Source organism: Proteiniclasticum ruminis, from assembly GCF_900115135.1.
Taxonomy (GTDB): Bacteria; Bacillota; Clostridia; order Clostridiales; family Clostridiaceae; genus Proteiniclasticum; species Proteiniclasticum ruminis_A.
In genome coordinates, this window is the sequence record NZ_FOVK01000005.1 from 69,167 (window position 1) to 86,974 (window position 17,808).

Annotated in this window: 18 protein-coding genes; 1 reads left to right on the top strand and 17 read right to left on the bottom strand. The window is 48.3% G+C overall.

The window, feature by feature from the left end; all coding sequences use genetic code 11:
* Window positions 1–2: 2 nt before the first annotated feature.
* Window positions 3–671: a 3-oxoacid CoA-transferase subunit B gene (locus tag BM243_RS08905; RefSeq protein ID WP_074912125.1), complete on the top strand. Its 669-nt coding sequence runs from the start codon at window positions 3–5 to the stop codon at window positions 669–671.
* A 172-nt stretch (window positions 672–843) separates the two neighbouring features.
* Here the strand turns inward: BM243_RS08905 and tatC are convergent, their stop codons facing one another.
* From tatC to BM243_RS08990, 17 genes are all read right to left on the bottom strand, one after another.
* Entirely contained in the window at window positions 844–1,593 is a 750-nt protein-coding gene (gene tatC / locus BM243_RS08910; protein WP_074912027.1) for a twin-arginine translocase subunit TatC, read from the bottom strand.
* Window positions 1,571–1,762: a twin-arginine translocase TatA/TatE family subunit gene (locus BM243_RS08915; protein WP_074912028.1), complete on the bottom strand. Its 192-nt coding sequence runs from the start codon at window positions 1,760–1,762 to the stop codon at window positions 1,571–1,573. Before BM243_RS08915 ends, tatC begins: the two co-directional genes overlap by 23 nt.
* A 45-nt stretch (window positions 1,763–1,807) precedes the next feature.
* Window positions 1,808–2,509: a C-GCAxxG-C-C family protein gene (locus BM243_RS08920; RefSeq protein WP_074912029.1), complete on the bottom strand. Its 702-nt coding sequence runs from the start codon at window positions 2,507–2,509 to the stop codon at window positions 1,808–1,810.
* A gap of 251 nt (window positions 2,510–2,760) precedes the next feature.
* Complete coding sequence (locus BM243_RS08925; protein WP_074912030.1) at window positions 2,761–3,222, bottom strand: NanQ anomerase/TabA/YiaL family protein; 462 nt, start codon at window positions 3,220–3,222, stop codon at window positions 2,761–2,763.
* 78 nt (window positions 3,223–3,300) lie between these two features.
* On the bottom strand, window positions 3,301–4,152 hold the full coding sequence (locus BM243_RS08930; protein ID WP_074912126.1) for a MurR/RpiR family transcriptional regulator: 852 nt from the start codon (window positions 4,150–4,152) through the stop codon (window positions 3,301–3,303).
* Between the two features lie 32 nt (window positions 4,153–4,184).
* Window positions 4,185–5,075: an ROK family protein gene (locus BM243_RS08935; protein WP_074912031.1), complete on the bottom strand. Its 891-nt coding sequence runs from the start codon at window positions 5,073–5,075 to the stop codon at window positions 4,185–4,187.
* Between the two features lie 40 nt (window positions 5,076–5,115).
* A complete protein-coding gene (locus BM243_RS08940) occupies window positions 5,116–5,805 on the bottom strand; it encodes an N-acetylmannosamine-6-phosphate 2-epimerase (protein ID WP_074912032.1) in 690 nt (229 codons plus the stop codon).
* Window positions 5,806–5,904: 99 nt separating this feature from the next.
* Window positions 5,905–7,050 carry a Gfo/Idh/MocA family protein gene (locus BM243_RS08945; RefSeq protein WP_074912033.1) on the bottom strand — a complete coding sequence of 382 codons (1,146 nt, stop codon included), beginning with the start codon at window positions 7,048–7,050 and terminating at the stop codon, window positions 5,905–5,907.
* Window positions 7,044–8,690: an FAD-binding protein gene (locus tag BM243_RS08950; RefSeq protein WP_074912034.1), complete on the bottom strand. Its 1,647-nt coding sequence runs from the start codon at window positions 8,688–8,690 to the stop codon at window positions 7,044–7,046. Before BM243_RS08950 ends, BM243_RS08945 begins: the two co-directional genes overlap by 7 nt.
* Before the next feature lie 2 nt (window positions 8,691–8,692).
* Window positions 8,693–9,625, bottom strand: a complete 933-nt coding sequence (locus BM243_RS08955; protein ID WP_074912035.1) for a dihydrodipicolinate synthase family protein — start codon at window positions 9,623–9,625, stop codon at window positions 8,693–8,695.
* 7 nt (window positions 9,626–9,632) lie between these two features.
* The gene (locus tag BM243_RS08960; protein WP_074912036.1) at window positions 9,633–10,652 is read right to left on the bottom strand and encodes an ABC transporter ATP-binding protein; all 1,020 of its coding nucleotides are present in this window, start codon (window positions 10,650–10,652) and stop codon (window positions 9,633–9,635) included.
* On the bottom strand, window positions 10,642–11,649 hold the full coding sequence (locus tag BM243_RS08965; protein WP_074912037.1) for an ABC transporter ATP-binding protein: 1,008 nt from the start codon (window positions 11,647–11,649) through the stop codon (window positions 10,642–10,644). The genes BM243_RS08960 and BM243_RS08965 overlap by 11 nt, the downstream gene beginning before the upstream one ends.
* 14 nt (window positions 11,650–11,663) lie before the next feature.
* Complete coding sequence (locus BM243_RS08970; RefSeq protein WP_074912038.1) at window positions 11,664–12,578, bottom strand: ABC transporter permease; 915 nt, start codon at window positions 12,576–12,578, stop codon at window positions 11,664–11,666.
* Between the two features lie 8 nt (window positions 12,579–12,586).
* Entirely contained in the window at window positions 12,587–13,540 is a 954-nt protein-coding gene (locus BM243_RS08975) for an ABC transporter permease (RefSeq protein WP_074912039.1), read from the bottom strand.
* A gap of 62 nt (window positions 13,541–13,602) precedes the next feature.
* Complete coding sequence (locus BM243_RS08980; RefSeq protein WP_074912040.1) at window positions 13,603–15,288, bottom strand: ABC transporter substrate-binding protein; 1,686 nt, start codon at window positions 15,286–15,288, stop codon at window positions 13,603–13,605.
* Window positions 15,289–15,576: 288 nt separating this feature from the next.
* A complete protein-coding gene (locus BM243_RS08985; protein WP_074912041.1) occupies window positions 15,577–16,467 on the bottom strand; it encodes a fumarylacetoacetate hydrolase family protein in 891 nt (296 codons plus the stop codon).
* 61 nt (window positions 16,468–16,528) lie between these two features.
* A complete protein-coding gene (locus tag BM243_RS08990; RefSeq protein WP_074912042.1) occupies window positions 16,529–17,662 on the bottom strand; it encodes a Gfo/Idh/MocA family protein in 1,134 nt (377 codons plus the stop codon).
* Between the last annotated feature and the right edge of the window lie 146 nt (window positions 17,663–17,808).

Genomic DNA, 17,808 nt, shown 5'->3' on the forward strand with positions numbered 1-17,808 from the left:
TGATGGATAAAGAAAAGGTTCAGGAATTTATCGCAAAACGTGTGGCCCACGAGCTTTCTGATGGCGACGTGGTGAATCTCGGCATCGGTCTGCCCACAAAGGTGGCCAACTTCGTGCCCCTGGGCAAAACCATCATCTTCCAGTCTGAGAATGGCTTTGTAGGTCTTGGCCCTTCCCCATCCGAAGACAGCATCAACCCTTATATCACAAACGCTGGAGGTATTCCGGTAACCATCCTGCCGGGCGGAGCATTTTTTGACAGCGCCACGTCCTTTGGCATCATCCGGGGCGGTCATGTGAACCTCACGGTGCTGGGAGCGCTTCAGGTGGATGAAAGAGGAAACATCGCCAATTACATGATCCCTGGTAAAATGGTGCCCGGTATGGGCGGCGCCATGGACCTACTCTCCGGGGCGAAAAAAGTCATTGTGGCCATGGAGCACACCGCCAAGGGCAGCCCTAAAATCCTCAAAGAATGCACTCTGCCCCTGACAGCCATGGGGGAAGTGGATCTCATCGTCACGGAAATGTGTGTTCTTGAAGTGACACCGGAAGGACTCCTCCTTAGAGAAATCAATGAAGAATTCACCCTGGAGGAAATCCTGGAAGCCACAGAAGCGAAGCTTCTTCTTCCCGAAAAGATTCTCTCCATGCAGTCTGTGGTTATGTAAGTGTCAGGGAAAGTTCACCTTAGTATCGTCCTCTACAAAGCGCTGAGCTATCCAGCGCTTTTTTACTGCGAAGTACTTCTGCTGCATTCTTCCCTCTGCGTTAGAGAAAGAAAAAGCTCCAGAGTTTTGCACGCATGCAAAGGTTCTGGAGCTTTCTTTTCAATTTTAAAACTTAGAAGCTTTCCGCTGCTTTCAGTTTTTTCTTCTTCCGCTCTGCCATGGAGGCAAAGAGGAGTCCCACTTCAAAGAGAAGCAGCATCGGCATGGCCAGCATGACCTGGGAAATCACATCCGGTGGTGTCAGCACTGCAGCAGCGATGAAAATCACCAGTACAATATACTTCCTGTATTTTCTCATGAAGGCAGTGGTGACAATGCCAAACCTTGCCAGGATCACCATAATGGAAGGCAGCTCAAAGATGATGCCAAAGGAAAGGACTGTGCTTAGGATGAGAGACAGATAGCTTTCAAAGCTGATCATCTCATCGATGCCCTCCATCTGAAACCCCATGAAGAACTGAATCATCATGGGCAGCACCAAAAGATACGCAAAGACGGCCCCCAGAATAAAAAACACTGTGCCAAAGATCAGAGAGAACACCAGAGTTCTCCGTTCTTTTTTCTCCAGGGCAGGACTGACAAAGAGCCAGATCTGCGTGATGAGAAAAGGTGCAGAAACCGTAAGCCCCATGATCACGGCAATCTTGATGTAGGATAAAAGTAGCTCTGCAGGAGAGATGAACACAAAGCTCACTTCAGGTGCAATACCGATCATATCCTTCACCAGGACCTCTGAAAACTGATAGGCCAGAAGCGTGCATCCGAGGAAGATCACCGCCATGTAGAGGATCCGGTTTCGAAGCTCCGTCAGGTGCTCTACCAGAGTCAGGCTGTTCTTGTCAGCTTTCTTTCTTTTTTTCATCTTGATCATCCAGCTTCATTTCATCCGTAATCTTGTTTGCATGGGACTTGAACTCTCCAATGGCTTCTCCTATGGATCTGCCGATGGAAGGAAGTTTTGAAGGTCCGAAGATGACGAGGGCAATGGCCAGAATAAGAACCAGTTCCGATATACCGAATCTACCACCCATATGAATACACTCCTTTTTTTTCTGTTTCCCTAGTAACTTTTATTCCTATAAATTGTAATACTTGTTGATGAGTTCCACTGTCTTTCCTGCACAGTCTGCAGCCACTCCAGCGCATCTGGCTTTTCTTTCAGGATCTGCCATGGCATAACCGGATACTTCCATGAATTCTCCCACGGAGTCCTTGCAGTTCACAGAAGCAGAGGATACCGTCTTATTCTTCACTTCAGGCTGATATGTAGGAAGCTCTGTGGATGTATACCAGCTGAATAGCTCTGCAGTCATTTTGGACGCATCTTCAGGTGGCACAGCAAGTCCGATACAGGTGGCTGCACCTGCCAAAGATCCGCAGAGGGAAGCTGCACCATATCCGCCTGCGCCATTGGCAAAGGCATCTACAGGAATCTGATTCCATGGATATCCCGCCTGATCTCCCAGCTGACCGATAATGCCGTCTATGACCGCTCTGCAGCATCCGCCTTTATTGAAGAAGGAAGCATAGGCTCTTTCCATGGTGGTGCCCACATCCAGTTTCTGGTAGGGATAAGGATACTTCGGTGCATCTTCTGAAGCGCTCAGGTATTCGTAGCTCAGCACTTCCTTGGAAGGGATCTCAGGTGTCTTTTCTCCACAGGAGGTGAGAAAGGATGGCAGCACCGTCACCGCTGCAACACCCACAGCTGCTTTACCGGCTGTTTTCAGCACTTCACGTCTGGAATAGACTTTCTCGGTTCTTTTTTCTTCGCTCATGTTTGTACTCCCCTTTTCTTTAAAAATCCTATCTGTACTTCTCTCCAGAAAAACACACACGGAGAAGAGAAGTACAGACACCGGGTTTGTTTGTGAATTAATAAACCCATAACCATCATACGCTTCTTTATCGTCATATGTCAATAATCCCGGGATAAGTTTTTAACATATGACACCTTTCTTTTCTCAACCATTTTAAAGCCACAAAAAAACAGCGATATGCTTTTCAGCTCCGCTGCTCTTCTGTTTCCTTATCGGACTTTCACTTTGATCACATATTTTTTTACATTGGCGCGCTCTATTGGGTGTGCGTTGGTGAGATGCGCATCCTCTGGCATATAGATGGCAAAGTATCCTGGTCCCATATAGCTGTCGGTGTAGCTTTCTCCTTCATAGGATCCCAGGAGATAGTCCCCTTCTTCCACATACGCCTTGGTGATGTGGATATTGTCAATGAGGGTGGACCGGATGAAGTTCACCCCTTCCAGGGTAAAATGAATGTCTGCATAGTCTCTGTGGGCTTCATAAAAGGACTCTTCAAGAGGATTCTGCGTAATATCGTGGTATACAAGGAACACCTCGTCTCCCTTGATTTCCATTTTTTCTTTGGGAAGGGTTCTGTAGTCATGCTTCATGAGAAACTCCTGGGCGATTCTCATATTCTCATTTTCAAAACAGTAACTGGATATTCTGGACACATGATCCATGATCATACTTTATTACATCTCCTTACGCCCTTTATGGGGCGGATACACAAAATCTTGCTTGATAGAGCCTGGGGCTTCTCGATCTTATAGAAGCTTGTCTGCCACGGCCTTGGCGGTTCTTTCCTTGTTTGCTTTGGACACTTCATAGGTTTTTTTGAAGTACTCAAAATACAGCACATCCAGAAGATACAGCTGAGCGATCTTCGCGGAGAGGGATCCTCCCTGAAGCGGTCCTTCATTGGCCCCGCAAAGAAGGGTCGCATCGGCAAAGGCCGTCATGGGACTTTTGTGGAACCTGGTGATGGCAATGACATAAGCGCCACTGGCCTTAGCCATCTTTGCCACCTCAATGGAGTCTTTGGTCTGTCCGGAGTAAGAAATGACAATGGCCACTTCTTTTTCCGTCATCAGCGCTGCGGACATGGCCTGAAGATGGCTGTCCACGGTGAGCTCTGCCTTATTCGTGATTCTTAAAAACTTGTTGTGCCCTTCCATGGCGGTGATGAGGGACGAGCCGATTCCGAAAAAACGGATCTTCTCTGCTTCCACCATCTTTTCCACAGCATCAGCAAGGACCCCATAGTCCAGAAGTTTTTCTGTTTCATCCAGGGCGCTGATGTTTGTCATCTTCACTTTGCTGGCCATCTCTTCCAAGGAGTCGTTAAGAAGAATCTCTGTGCCAATGGTATAGGTGGCATCGCTGTTCTCGCCGGATAGGCTCTGGGCTACGGCTATTTTGAATTCCTGATAGCCGGTGTACCCGAGTCCTTTGCAGAACCGGAAAATACTGGACTCTCCCACGGAGGATTTCTCCGAAAGCTCCGTGATGGACATGTACATGATCTGGCTGCGGTTCTGGAGAATGTATTCTGCCACCCTCTTTTCAGATTTGGTGAAAGAATTGAATAAGGTGCTGATATTTGAAAATACATCCATACTGCTCACAAAAGGTTCCCCCAAACTTCTACTTATTTCAAATGCAGGGACGCTGCCCCCAGTAAGCCTGCCTGATTGCCCAGGCTGGCATTTTTAAGAACCACTTTTTGAAAACTCTCCATGGTCCTTTTTCTCGTTTCCTTCTCAATGAGCTCAAAGGCCAAGGGCTGCTCCAGCAGTCCACCTCCAAGAAGAATGAGAGACGGATTGAAGATGTGGATGAGATTCACCAGGCCATAGGACACTTCTTTGGCCCAGGCTTCTAAAAGCCCTCGCACATCTTCTCTTCCTTCGTGAATGGCCTTAAAGATCTCTTTGCCGTCTGTGAGATGCTCATCCAGAGCTTTGGCATTTCGGACCAGAGCCGTGGTGGAGGCAAAGACTTCATAACAGCCCTTTTGGCCGCAGTTGCAGAGAGCGCCTTCTGGATGAATGACCATATGGCCAAACTCGCCCGCAATACCGTCTCTTCCTTTATAAACTTCTTTTCCGAAAAGAAGTGCTCCGCCAACTCCTGTGCCATAGGTAAGCATCAGAAGATCCTTCGCTTCGCTTCCTGCACCAAAATAGGCTTCCCCAAGAGCTGCCGCATTGACGTCATTTTCCACTTTTACTGGCACCTGAAAGGCTTCTTCCAGCATTACTTTCACCTTGGTTCCCGTATATCGAGGAATATTCTCATTGGCGTAGAGAATCTCTCCTTTTTCGCTGTCCACCTGTCCTGCAGTGCTGATGCCGATGGCTTCATATCCTTTGTAGGTGCTTAGAATCTTCCTGAGGTTCAACATGACATGAGGTCCCCCAAGATGAGCTTCCGTAGAGATTTCACGGAAGTCTTCCACTTGGCCCTTCTCATTCACCAGGGCTGCTTTGATCTTTGTGCCGCCCACATCCGCACAGAGTATTGTTCTGTCCTGCTTCATGATTCCACCTGCTTTCTTCTTCTATTATAAAGAAACTTTCCTAGGAGTTCACCACAACTGCAAATCTTTTTGTGATCTCCATGGGTCTTGTGATGGCAGAGCCTACCACAGCGCAGTGGACATGAAGTGCTAAAACACTTTTCAGCTCTTCCGGGGTGGAAATGCCGCCTTCTGCGATGACAGGCACGCCCAAGGCCACCATTTTTTCAATGAGGGGAAGATCTGGAAGTTCCGTTCCTTTGGTTTCTTCGGTGTATCCAGCCAGGGTGCTGCCGATGAAGTCAAAGCCGAGCTTCTTGGCAGTGACTGCATCCTCATAGGTGGCGCAGTCTGCCATGAGCAGCTGATGTGGAAAATGAGCTTTCACTTTCTCCATCAGTTCTTTCAGGCTCTTCCCATCTGGTCTCTCCCGATGGGTGGCATCCAGGGCAATGATATCCACCCCTTCTTCTGCCAGTGCCTTCACTTCGGTGAAAGTTGGCGTGATGAACACCGGATTGTCTCCATACACCTTCTTGATGATGCCGATGATGGGCAGGTCCACTGTTTTTTTGATTTCTTTGATGTCTTCCACGGTATTGGCACGGATGCCGATGGCTCCACCAAGATACGCGGCATAGGCCATTCTGCCCATGATATAGGAGCTGTGTAGAGGCTCTTCAGGCAGCGCCTGGCAGGAAACGATGAGTCCCCCTCTGATGGCCTCCATGATTTCATTTTTATCTCTCATTGTATGTTACAGGCGGATGACTTCTTCTCTAAAGGTTCCGCCGCCTCCTCTCTCAAAATACTGTAAACCTGATTCCCCCGACGTTCACAGTCTGTTTATTCAACGCTTTTCTTTTAGAGCCCGGATCTTCCTCTCTTCCGAGACCTTCCGTCTGAAATGAAGGAGATACTCCACCTGACTGAAGGTCATGGGCACTTTTTCCCCGGACCAGAAGGACAGATGGGCTGCGTTGACGAGGGTGATACTTTTCAGTCCATCTTCAAAGGAGCAGAGGATCTTCTCTTTTCCCTGGATGGCCTTGACGAAATTTCCGATGGTTCTTCTATGCTCCTCACTATTGCCACAGACACTGTAAGAGTATTCCTCCACGGTCTTTGGCACATGAAGAAAATGCTCTTCTGTTTTTCTGGCAAAGTCTTCCTCTTCTTCTAAAAGCCTGGTGATTCTAAGCTTTGCGTCGTCCGCCACTTCAATCTGACCTTTACTGAAGGAAAGAGTCAGACGGTTCAGCCCCGGGCTTTCATGGGTGCTGGCCAGGAAATGACCTGAAGCGCCATTTTCATAAAAAAGATGCAGAGCCGCATCATTCTCCGTGGTCATGGGTCTATGGAATCCTTCTTTCATGAAGGCCATGACGGATTTGGGCAGACCTGTCAGGTAAAGAAGAAGATCCAGCTGATGGATGGCCTGATTCATGAGGACACCACCACCCTCTTCCTCATAGGTGCCTCTCCAGCTGCTGTCTTCATAGTAGCGGTAGCTCCTGTAAAGATTGGTGATCTCATAAATGGCCCGCCTTAGCTCTCCCATCTCACCGCTTTCCACAAGGGATTTCACCTTCTGATAAAGATCCGAGCTTCTGCGGTTAAAGAGCACCCCGGTAACCAGCTTAGGATGCTTCTTTTCTTCCTCCACCAGCTCTTTTACTTCAAAGGCTTTATTGCCCAGAGGCTTGTCTGACAGCACGTGTTTTCCAAAACTCATGGCCAGGAGGGCCATGGGCACATGCTGGGCATGGGGCGTTGTGAGGATCACTGCATCCACTTCATCTGAAGCGAGCATTTCTTCATATTCTCCATAATACACCGCCCCCGGCAGATGGAACTTTTGAAGAAGTCCTTCCACACGTTCTCTGTTTCTCGAGGAAAGCCCTGTGAGCACTGCATCTTCGATGAGACCCTCCTGAAAAAGCTTCATATAGCTTTCCGCAATGGCCCCGATGCCTGCAATCCCAACTCTTACCATGATGTCACTTCTCCTTCGTTATAAAATGAGGCCCTGGGCTTCCCCTCCCTGAAGGTTCCCACCAGGGGTCTGTCAAAACCGGATCGGTTGCTTTCATAATCCTTCCGGTAAAAGGAGCCTCTGCTTTCTTTTCTTTCTCTGATGCTTTCTAGAAGAACGGCTGCAGCAGTCTTTTCATTCATCAGACTGTATGCGTCTTCCAGATCTTTCAGACCACAAGGTTCTTCTGTGGTGAAGGTGATCATATCTAGAACTTTTTCCGCTTTCTCTATGCTTTCTTCAGTGACGCCGAGAAACCCGTAGGTGTAGAGGGCGTCCTGAAGGTCTTTTCGTCCTGTTTCGGAGGATACTTTAAGATTCTGAAGGTCCTCCTGCTTTTCATTTTTGTCCTGTATTTTTCTGCTGTACGCTGCGGCTTCTATGCCGGCAATCTTTCCGAAGACGATGCCATTGGCTGAAGATAGTCCACCCACCCGGTCTGCACCATGCATGCCTCCGGTGCACTCCCCTGCGGCATAGAGCCCCTCCAGGGAAGTCCTGGCCTTCTCATCAATGAGGAGACCTCCATTGGATGCGTGCATATAAGGGGCCACATAAATGTCCTCTTCCATGGATACACCCTTCTCTTCTTTCAGCCAGTCAAAGTAAGTTTTCACAAACTCTCCCTGGCCTTTCACTTTTTCAGCGTCGTACCGGAGGAGTACCCCCTTTTTGCCGCTTTCCTGAAGCTCCTCATGTAAGGCAAGGTCCAGGTATTTGCTGTCTGTTTCTGTGGAAAAGGGTCCATGGAGGGCCCGGAGCTTCAGCACCTCTTCTTTGGCAATGCCTTGGGGAAGCCTCTTCTTTAGAAGATCCTCTCCAGATGCTGTATAAAACTTCGATGCTTCAAAGGTCTTTTCATTGTGGACGGTCTTAGGTCCTGGGGTGACAAATCCGATCATCTTCTGAAGAAACTCCAAATTCACCGTCTTTGCCCCAGCCCGAAGCGCCATGCCCACACCGGTTCCAGTAACGTCATCGGTGGTGAGCCTGTATTTGTAGAGTCCGGAAAGGCCTCCTGTGGCAAGGACCACCGCCTTTGCCCGGATATGGACCAGTTTTTTTCCTTCTTTTATAAAGAAGGCACCTGAAATCCTGCCGTTTTCTTTCGTCAGCTCCAGCGCTTTATGGAATGGGCGTATGTGTACGCCGTAGTTCTCCAAAAGACCTGGCATCACGTCCAGAAGATTCTTCTTGGTAAGACCTCTCCACCTTCTGTGTTTGTGGTCAAAGCAAGGGATGTATTCCTTCTCCCCTTCTTTTTCAGATGAGGGTTTCAAAAGAGTCAGTCCCATGGCTTCCAGTTCGTCCACACTGGCGTTGACGTTCTCGACAAAGGTCCGAACAAGCTTTTGCAGGGCTACTCCCTTTCCCAGGGACAGGATGGTTTTTATAAACTCTTCCTCATCCTCCTCATTTTCCGGTCCCACCAGGCCAAAGCCCCAGGTGCCGGGAAAGAAGGTGGATCCGGAAAAAAGGTGCACGGCGGTGGCAAGGGTCACCTTGGCACCGTCCATGGCACTGTAAAGAGCAGCGGAAAGCCCCGCAATGCCGGAGCCGATGACAAGAACATCGGTCTCCTCCATCTGGCTTCTTTCCATGTCTAGTTCAGCTCCTCAATGAATCCTACATACTGAAGATTCAAGGTCTTCTTCAGCTCACGAAGATCTGCTGCAATCTTCACTTCCTCTTCCTTGGTGAAGTTTCTGAAAGGACTTCTGGCATATCCTGCATCCACGCCTCTCATTCTGTTCAAGGTCTTCAGCAGTGCATTGAGATTTCCATAGGAGAGCATCTTGAGGATCACTTCCACCGCTTCCTTCATCACGTCATTGGCTTTGGCGATGTCGCCTTTCACGTAGAAGTCATAGAGAGACAAGAAAGTATCTGCCAGTACGTTGTAGGTGGAACCGATGAGTCCGTCCGCTCCAGCGAGGAGTCCGGAAATGGCCATTTCATCAGAGCCGGAGTAGATCATGAAGTCTTCTCCAAGATCTGCCTTGAGCTTTGTGATCTCGTAATGGGAGGATGCTGTGTACTTGATGCCCTTGACATTCTCAATCTTTGCCAGCTTCAGGATGGTGTCATAGCCCATGAGTCCTGCCAGTGGAATGTTGTAGACGATCATTGGAAGAGGTGTGGCTTCCGCAAGTGCTCTGTAGTACTCGATGATCTCCGCTTCTCCGAATCTATAGTAGAAAGGAGGTACAGAAGAAATGGCATCTGCGCCAGCTTCATAAGCATGTCTTGTAAGATCCACGGAAAGCTTGGTGGAGATGGCTCCTACGTGAACCATCACAGGAACCTTTCCTGCCACTTCGTCCACAGTGATTTCCACCGCTCTCTTTCTTTCTTCCAGATCCATGAGGAATCCCTCTCCAGTGGATCCAGTGATGTAGAGACCATGAACGCCGTCTGCGAGCATTCTTCTGATGAGGGCTCGTAAGCCTTCCTCATGAAGATTCTCATCTTTGTCAAAAGGTGTCAGCAGTGCGGGGATAACCCCTTTCATATCTTTCAGTTCAAACTTTGCCATTTTTTATTCACGCATCCTTTTTCATTTCTTGTTCCACCAGATGACAGGCCACATAATGGTCACTGCCTTCGATGACATACTTCTTCAGTTCAGGTCTTTCTTTCTTGCACACTTCCATACAGTACTGACAACGGGGGTGGAAGCTGCATCCGGAAGGTGGATTCATTGGGCTTGGCACGTCCCCTTCCAGAATGATTCGTTTGGTTTTTCTGTCCGGCTCTGCCACGAAGATGGCGGAGAGGAGAGCTTTGGTGTAAGGATGAAGCTTGTTCTTGTAGAGCTCATCGGCGTCTGCCAGCTCCACAATCCGCCCCAGATACATCACTGCAATACGGTCACTGATGTATTCCACAACGCTCAAGTCATGGGTGATGAAGATGTAGGTGAGATCTCTCTCCTCCTTCAGCTTCTTCAAAAGATTCAGCACCTGAGCCTGGATGGAAACGTCCAGTGCGCTCACCGCTTCATCGCAGACGATGATTTCCGGATTCACAGAAAGGGCTCTGGCGATGCCTATTCTCTGTCTTTGTCCACCAGAGAACTCATGAGGGTACCGGTCCATGTACTCTGCTCTCATATTGACAGACTCCAGCAGGTCTCCAATGATCTTTCTTCTGTCCTCTTTCTTCTCCACACCAAATTTTTTCAGAGGATCTGAAAGGCTCTGGAAGATGGTGAAGGAAGGATTGAGAGAAGAATGGGGATCCTGGAAGACAATCTGCATTCTCTTTCTGGCTAGATCCATCTCCTTTTTGGGGAGAGTTCTTAAGTTCTTGTAATTTCCGTCGAAGTTGTAGTTCATCTCTCCACCGGTGGCTGGAATCAGCTGCAGGATGGATTTTCCAAGGGTGGTCTTTCCGCATCCGGATTCACCTACAAGCCCCAGAGTCTCCCCTTTATAAATCTCAATGCTGATATCATCCACGGCCTTGACGTGACCGACGGTTTTCTTCATGATTCCCTTTTTCACTGGGAAATAGGTTTTGACATTTTTTAAGTCCAAGAGGACTTCTTTCTTATTTTCCATCTTCTAGCACCTCTTTCCAATGCCAGCAGCGCACCATATGCTCTCCCTGGACGATTTCTTCCGGTGGCATCTCTTCACATTTTTCGCTTCTGTAGTTGCAACGGTCTTTGAACTGGCAGCCTACAGGTCTCTGGTAAGGGTCCGGTGTGGATCCTTTGATGGGCTCCAGATTCTGGTTCCTTCCCTTTCCAAGGATGGGAATGGATTCGAGGAGCGCCTTGGTGTAAGGATGACAGGGATTCTTCAGCACTTCTTTGGTGCCTCCGCTCTCCACCATGTTCCCCATATACATCACCGCCATGTCGTCAGACACTTCGTTCACAACGCCCATGTCATGGGTGATGAGAAGGATGGCTGTATTAAACTCCTCTTTCAGCTTCATCATGAGCTCAAAGATCTGGGCCTGGATGGTCACATCCAGTGCTGTGGTTGGCTCATCGGCGATGAGCACTTTTGGGTTGCAGCTCATGGCCATGGCGATCATGGCTCTTTGGCGCATACCGCCGGAGAACTGGTGAGGATATTCATTGACTCTTTGTTCCGGGTTTGGAATACCCATGAGGCTTAGAAGCTCCACCGCTCTTTTATGAGCCTGTTTCTTGTTCATCTTCATATGGTTCTGAAGATTCTCCCGGATCTGGAAGCCTATGGTGTACACAGGATTCAGTGCCGTCATAGGATCTTGGAAGATCATGGCAATGTCTCCACCCCGGAGCTTTCTCATGTCTTTCCCGTTTTTCTTCAGTTTGTCGATGCGGACTTCTCCTTGTTCTCCGAAGTAGGTGATTTCCCCTTCTTCAATCCTTGAGAGGTCTGGGAGCAGCTGCATGATGGAAGAAGCGGTGACGCTTTTCCCGCATCCGGATTCTCCCACTATGCTTAAGGTTTTCCCCTTCTTTACTTCAAAAGAAACACCATTGATGGCTTTATTGCAGCGTTCATTGGTATAAAAGAAGGTCTTCAGATCTTTTACGCGTAATACAACATCATTTTCCATGTAAGTCCCTCCTTTTATCCTTGCTGTGTTGGGTCAGTGGAATCTCTAAGGCCATCGCCCACAAAGTTCACGGCCATAACAAACAGTGAAATGACAATACCCACTGGGAGCCAGATCCACCAGTTGTTGAGAAGCACTGCCTGATCCTGGGCGGCATTTAAGATATTTCCCCAGGTGGCGATTTCCAGTGGAACACCCAGGCCAAGGAAGCTTAAGGATGCTTCTTCCAGAATAAACATGGCTGTGGACAGCGTGATGTTTACAAGGATGGGTCCTATGGCATTGGGGAGCATATGCTTGTAGCATACAATAAAGTCATTGAGTCCAAAGGCTCTTAAAGCCTGTACATACTCTTCTTCCCGGATGGAGAGCATCTTGGCTCTTGTCATACGGTACACACTTCCCCACCCTGTGGCGATGAAGATGATGAGGAGGTTTCGAAGGCTCTGTCCTAGGATGGTCACGAGGAGAAGCACCAGGACGATCTGTGGGAAGGACATGAAGATTTCAGAGATTCTTAGAATGATCTTATCAATCTTTCCGCCTTTATAGCCTGCATAGGCGCCCAGAAGAACGCCGATGGTGGCGGCGCCAAGGGCGCTGCCAAGACCCACCAGGATGGAGATTCTTCCGCCATAAAGGAGTCTGGAAAAGATGTCTCTGCCAATCTTATCGGTGCCCAGAATGTGCTCTTTTGATGGTGCCTGAAGCACCGCACTCATGTTCACCTGCAGCGGATCATACTTCGTCAGAAGAGGTGCCAGCACAGAGGCCAGAAGGATCAGTGAAAATACACCGATGCCTGCGATGGCCAGTTTATTTTTCAGGAGCTTACGAAGAGAGCGGTTCATGGACTTCTTGCCATTTAACCCCTGTTCTTCCCTCTCCCGGATTCTATCAAATTTACGGTCTAATCTTTTACTTCTCATTCTTTCACCTACTCCAGCTTTACTCTTGGGTCCAAGGCCGCGGTGAGAAGATCCACCACAAAGCTCGAAACCAGTACCGCGATGACGCTAAAGAGCGCGATCATCATAACCAGCGGATAGTTCTGTCCACGTACCGCAGTGACAAAAGTGCTGCCAATGCCCTGTCTTTGGAAAATACTCTCGATGACCACAGATCCGCCGATGAGCATCGGAAGTCTAAAACCGATGAGGACCACCACAGGGGTCAGGGCTACTCTAAATCCATGGACAAGGTTCACCCGCCACTCTGGAAGACCTTTGCTTCTGGCGGTTTTGATGTAGTCTTTGTTCATAGCGTCCAGCATACTGCTTCTTGCATATCTCATGACACCTGCGGTCAGCGTGATGCCAAGGACCAGGGCTGGAAGAATCAGCACTTTGAACTCCTCCTGGAAAGAAGTCTGGTGCGGAAGAAGCCTGATGGGGAAAATCTTCCACTTGAGGACAAAGAGAAGGATACAGACGAGGCCAAAGAAAAACTGAGGAATGGAGACGCCCACCATACCGGCTACGGTAAGGATATTATCTGCCATAGTTCCTTTCTTTAGTGCACTGACAAGTCCCAATATGCTACCAAGGACAGTGGAGATGAGAAGTGCTGCAATGGATAGTTCCAGGGTTGCGGAAAGGTTTCTCATGACGATCTCTGAGATTTTCACCCCGGAGGAGACGCTGTACCCAAAGTTTCCTTGGCCCATCTCACCCAGCCACCTGAAATAGCGGACAAGAAATGGATCATTGAGGCCAAAGGAATCACGAAGGGCTTCCAGCTGCTCAGCACTGACGTTGGCCATGGCATCGGGTGGAATAAGATGAGAGACAGCATCTCCCGGGGTCAGTTCCAGCCCTAGATAGATCAGAAACGTAATGATCAGAACCATGGGGATAAGAGACAAGATTCTTCGGATGATATATGAGAACATTTTTTCTCCTTTCGTAAGAAATATAGCTGTGGGTTCCCACAGCTATACTCTTTCTTCGTTTCTTACTCTGCTGCGAGCTTCCAGTTCTGGATTCCCCAATTGTAGTTGAACTGTGGGTTGCCGTACTTAGGTGCTCCTTCTAGAATTTTATCGCTTTCTACAACGAATACTGGCTGATAGTACAGGGCATAGGTAAACAGGGTTTCATTTTCATACTTCTGAAGTTCCTGGAATGCCTTGGTCTTTTCTGCGTTGTCGAAAGTGGAGTTTGTTGCGTTGATGAGCTCGTCCAGCTTCGCATCACTTGGTGTGTGGGAGTTGGAGGAGGATCCTGTGAGGTATCTGTTGTAGTATTCATGAAGAGACAGTGCTGCAACAGCTGCATATGCCATATCCCATTCCACGGCGCTTGGTCCGTTTACTGGATCAGCTGGTGGTGTCCAAAGAAGGGTATTCAGGTCTCCCTCAAGAAGTCTGAATTCCATCTTGATGCCTACTTCTTTCAGGTAGGACTGGATGGCTGCCATGAAGTCAACGGTCTGCTGGTCGGTGTAGTAGTACACAACGTCCAGTACTTCATTTTCATCCCAGTTTGCTTCCGCCAGGAGTTCCTTGGCTTTTTCTGGGTTGTATTTGTAATCATTGAGGCCTTCTGCTTTACCAGCTTCATTTGGTGTCAGGCTGTTTGCAGGGATGGCTGCTCCCTTGAAGAGGTTGGTTGCGATGGAGTCCATATCGATGGCATAAGCGATGGCCTGACGTACTCTTACGTCTGCCAGAGGAGATACTTTTCCGTCAGCTCCCTTAAACTTGTTCATGTAGAAGAGTCTGGTGTAACGGATGTCTACCTGTGTGACATTCAGTCCGTCCACATTCTTCAAGGACTCTGCAAATTCCACGTTCTTGGTGTATGCATAGTCCACCATGCCTGCCTGTGCGTTGGTCACAAGGTTTGGATCGGAATCCCCAGGGCTTGGTGTCAGATAAATGCTGTAGTTTGCTACGCCGTCATGGTACTTGTCGAAAGCCTTCAGAGTGGTGTACTCGTTGAGCTTCACTTCATCCACCATGAATGGTCCGGAACCTACTGGACTCTGCCAGAACTTGGACTGCTGGAATGCCAGTGGATCTTCGCCTTCAAAATGCTTCTTAGGCAGTGGTGCAAACTGTGTGAAAGCTAGCAGCGCGTCTGGTGCTGTCTTTGCAAATGTGATTTCAATCTTCTGTCCGTCGACCTTGATGCCGGAGATTTCTTCTGCTTCTCCGTTCACAAAAGCATCTGCGCCTTCAATGGACTTGAAGGTAGTGGCAAACACACCATTAAGACCTGTGATCTTCAGTGCGTATTCGATGGACCACTTTACGTCGTCTGCAGTGATCTTCTCACCGTCATGCCAGTAAATTTCATCCTTCAGTGTCATGGTCAGGAGTGAACCGTCTTCAGTGATGCTGTATTCTTTTGCCAGCTGTCCTTCTACTGGGTTCAGGTTCTCATCGGCCACCAGCAGTCTGTCAAAGAGCACCTTCTGGTGAAGGAATACACCTGGATTCAGCCAAGGATGTTCGAAGAACTCCACTGGGCCTCCGTTGGAATACATTACACCGCCTTCTGCTGGTGTCTCCCCTGGTGTTTCTGTACCAGGTGTTTCTGTGCCTGGAGTCTCCGGTGTTTCTTCTTTGCCGGAACATCCTGCAAGAACACCCAGAGTGAGCAGCGATGCAAGAACTAAACTAAGTACTTTTTTCATTTTCTTCCCCCTCAAATTTTTTCTGTGATGTAGTGTAATCTGTAAACTATTACACTCACACATTAACACATGGGTTTTACGGTTTCAATAGAAAAACGAAAATTTTTCCAAAATAATTTTATTTATGAAAATTTTTTCTAAAAATGTACATTTTTTGCAATTTATTCACTGTTTGCTAATACTTTCTCACTGGTTGGAAAATGAAAACATCTTCATATTGGCAAAAAAAGTGGAAGTGAAAAGCACTTCTTCTCACTTCCACAGGGACTGTTAGTTCTATTTTTAGCGTTATCTTACTTTGTTTCTTAAGATGCCAATGCCTGAAATACTGCACTCCACCAGGTCTCCGCTCTTTAGAAACTTTGGCGGGGTAAACCCCATACCTACACCGCTGGGCGTACCAGTGGCGATGATGTCCCCTGGCTCCAGGGTGATGCCTCTGGAAAAATCAGAGATCAGTTTATCCACATCGTGTATAAATAACCGAGTGCTGCTTTTTTGGCGAAGCTCTCCATTGACCCGGGTTTCCACAGTGAAGTCCGGTGGATACGCTGCATCTTCTGCGAAAAGAACGTAGGGTCCCAGGATGCTGTGGGTATCCAGGCTCTTTCCTTTGTACCACTGGATGTGGCTTTTCTGAAGGGTTCTGGAGGAGACGTCATTGAATACCGTATAGCCGAAGATGTGCTCTTTCACTTTCTCCTTGGGGATGTCCCGTCCTTCCTTTCCGATGAGCACAGCCAGTTCCACCTCATAATCCAAAGCCTCATCCAAGGAGAAGAATCCTTCTATGGGCTCCTCTGTGCCCAGGATGCGCACTGCTCTTTTGGAAAAATACACCGGCTCTTTGGGTCCATCCAGCTTCGGATCTTTCAGACCCAGGGTGCTTTCTTTCAGGTGGGCTTCATAATTGACGCCCACACAGATGATGTCGTGTCTGGGGCGCTCTATGGGCGAAAGAATTCTTACCTTTGTTACGGGGGTTCCCTGGGTCTTATCTTTCTCCATGGCCCTTCTGATGAGATTCAGATCTTCTGTCGTATATCTTTCGATAAAATCCACCAGGTCCTGAAATCCTCGCATCGGAAGAAGCTCCTCAAGACTTATGATATGGCTCTCTTCTTTATGGAGAACACCCAATCGTTTTTCCCCATCCTTTTCATACCAGACAAATTTCATACTAAAGCTCCTTTCCACTCACATCAAAAACAGATCTTCTCTTACGTTCCATTTTGATTTTCTACTCCTCTTTCAGTACTCTCTCTTCCTGAATTTTTCGATGAAGTTCCTGATCATACTGCTCCAGAGAAAACTTCATGGAAACCTTCTCTCCAGTAAAATGAGAAAGGTAGGCGGCATTCACCAGAGTGATGCTGTTTAGTGCTTCTTCCAGGGAGCACTGGATCTCTTCTTTGCCTGAGATGGCCTTTATGAAATTCTCTATGGTTCTCACATGCTCTTCTTTGTCCTCCAAAGGCTCAAACTCCTTCACCACAGACGTTCCAGGCACATGGTCAAAAGGCGTCTCTGTTCTTCTTGAAAAATCCTCTTCAGGCTCCAGAAGCTTTGTGATCGTAAGAACTCTCTCATTTTCCATGACAATCTGGCCTTGGTCAAAGGAAAGCTCCAGCCGGTGCACTCCTGGGCTTTCGTGGGTGGAGGTGATGAAGTGCCCCACAGCACCTCCTTTATAGAAAAGATGCAGATACGCATCATTTTCAGTAGTCATGGGTCTGTGGTTTCCTTCTTTCAGAAATGCCATGATTTCCTCAGGAAGGCCTGTGAACCAGGTGATTAGGTCCATCTGATGGACCGCCTGATTCATGAGAACGCCACCGCCTTCTTCTTCATAGGTGCCTCTCCATCCGCTTTCTTCATAGTATCTGTGGGATCTGTAGTAATCCGTCACCTCATAGAGAGCCCGTCGAAGGGTGCCCAGCTTCCCACTGTCCACGATATTTTTGATCTCCTTATGGATGGGATTCGCTCGTTTATTGAAGAGCACCCCTTTCACCAGGTCCGGATAGCCTTTGGCAAAGACCGCCATCTCTTCTGCTTCTTTCCGGGTGCTGGAAAGCGGTTTGTCCGTCAGCACCGAGACGCCCATCTGTAGAGCCTCTTTCATCATGGGCACATGGAGCTTGTGCGGCGTTGTGATGATGACGCCTGATAAGCTCTCTTTCTCCAGCATCTCCTTCAAGGACCCATAGACCCTTACGTCCCGAAGGTTCAGTTTCTCCAGGATCTTTTCTACTCTTTGGGTGTTTCTGGAGGCCACTGCGGTCACTTCCCCCTCTTTGATTCTTCCCGCTTTAAAAAGTTTCAGATAGCTCTCTCCAATGACCCCTATACCGGCAATGCCTAGTTTCATCATCTATTCTCTCCCCCATCTTCTTTTGGTGCACAGTCTTTCATCTGTGCTATTTCCCTGCTCTTAGATTAATTATACGGTCTTTTGCCCTGAGCTACTGTACTTTTCATGAGATTTTCTGTATTTATGGAAAAAAACAGCCACCGCAG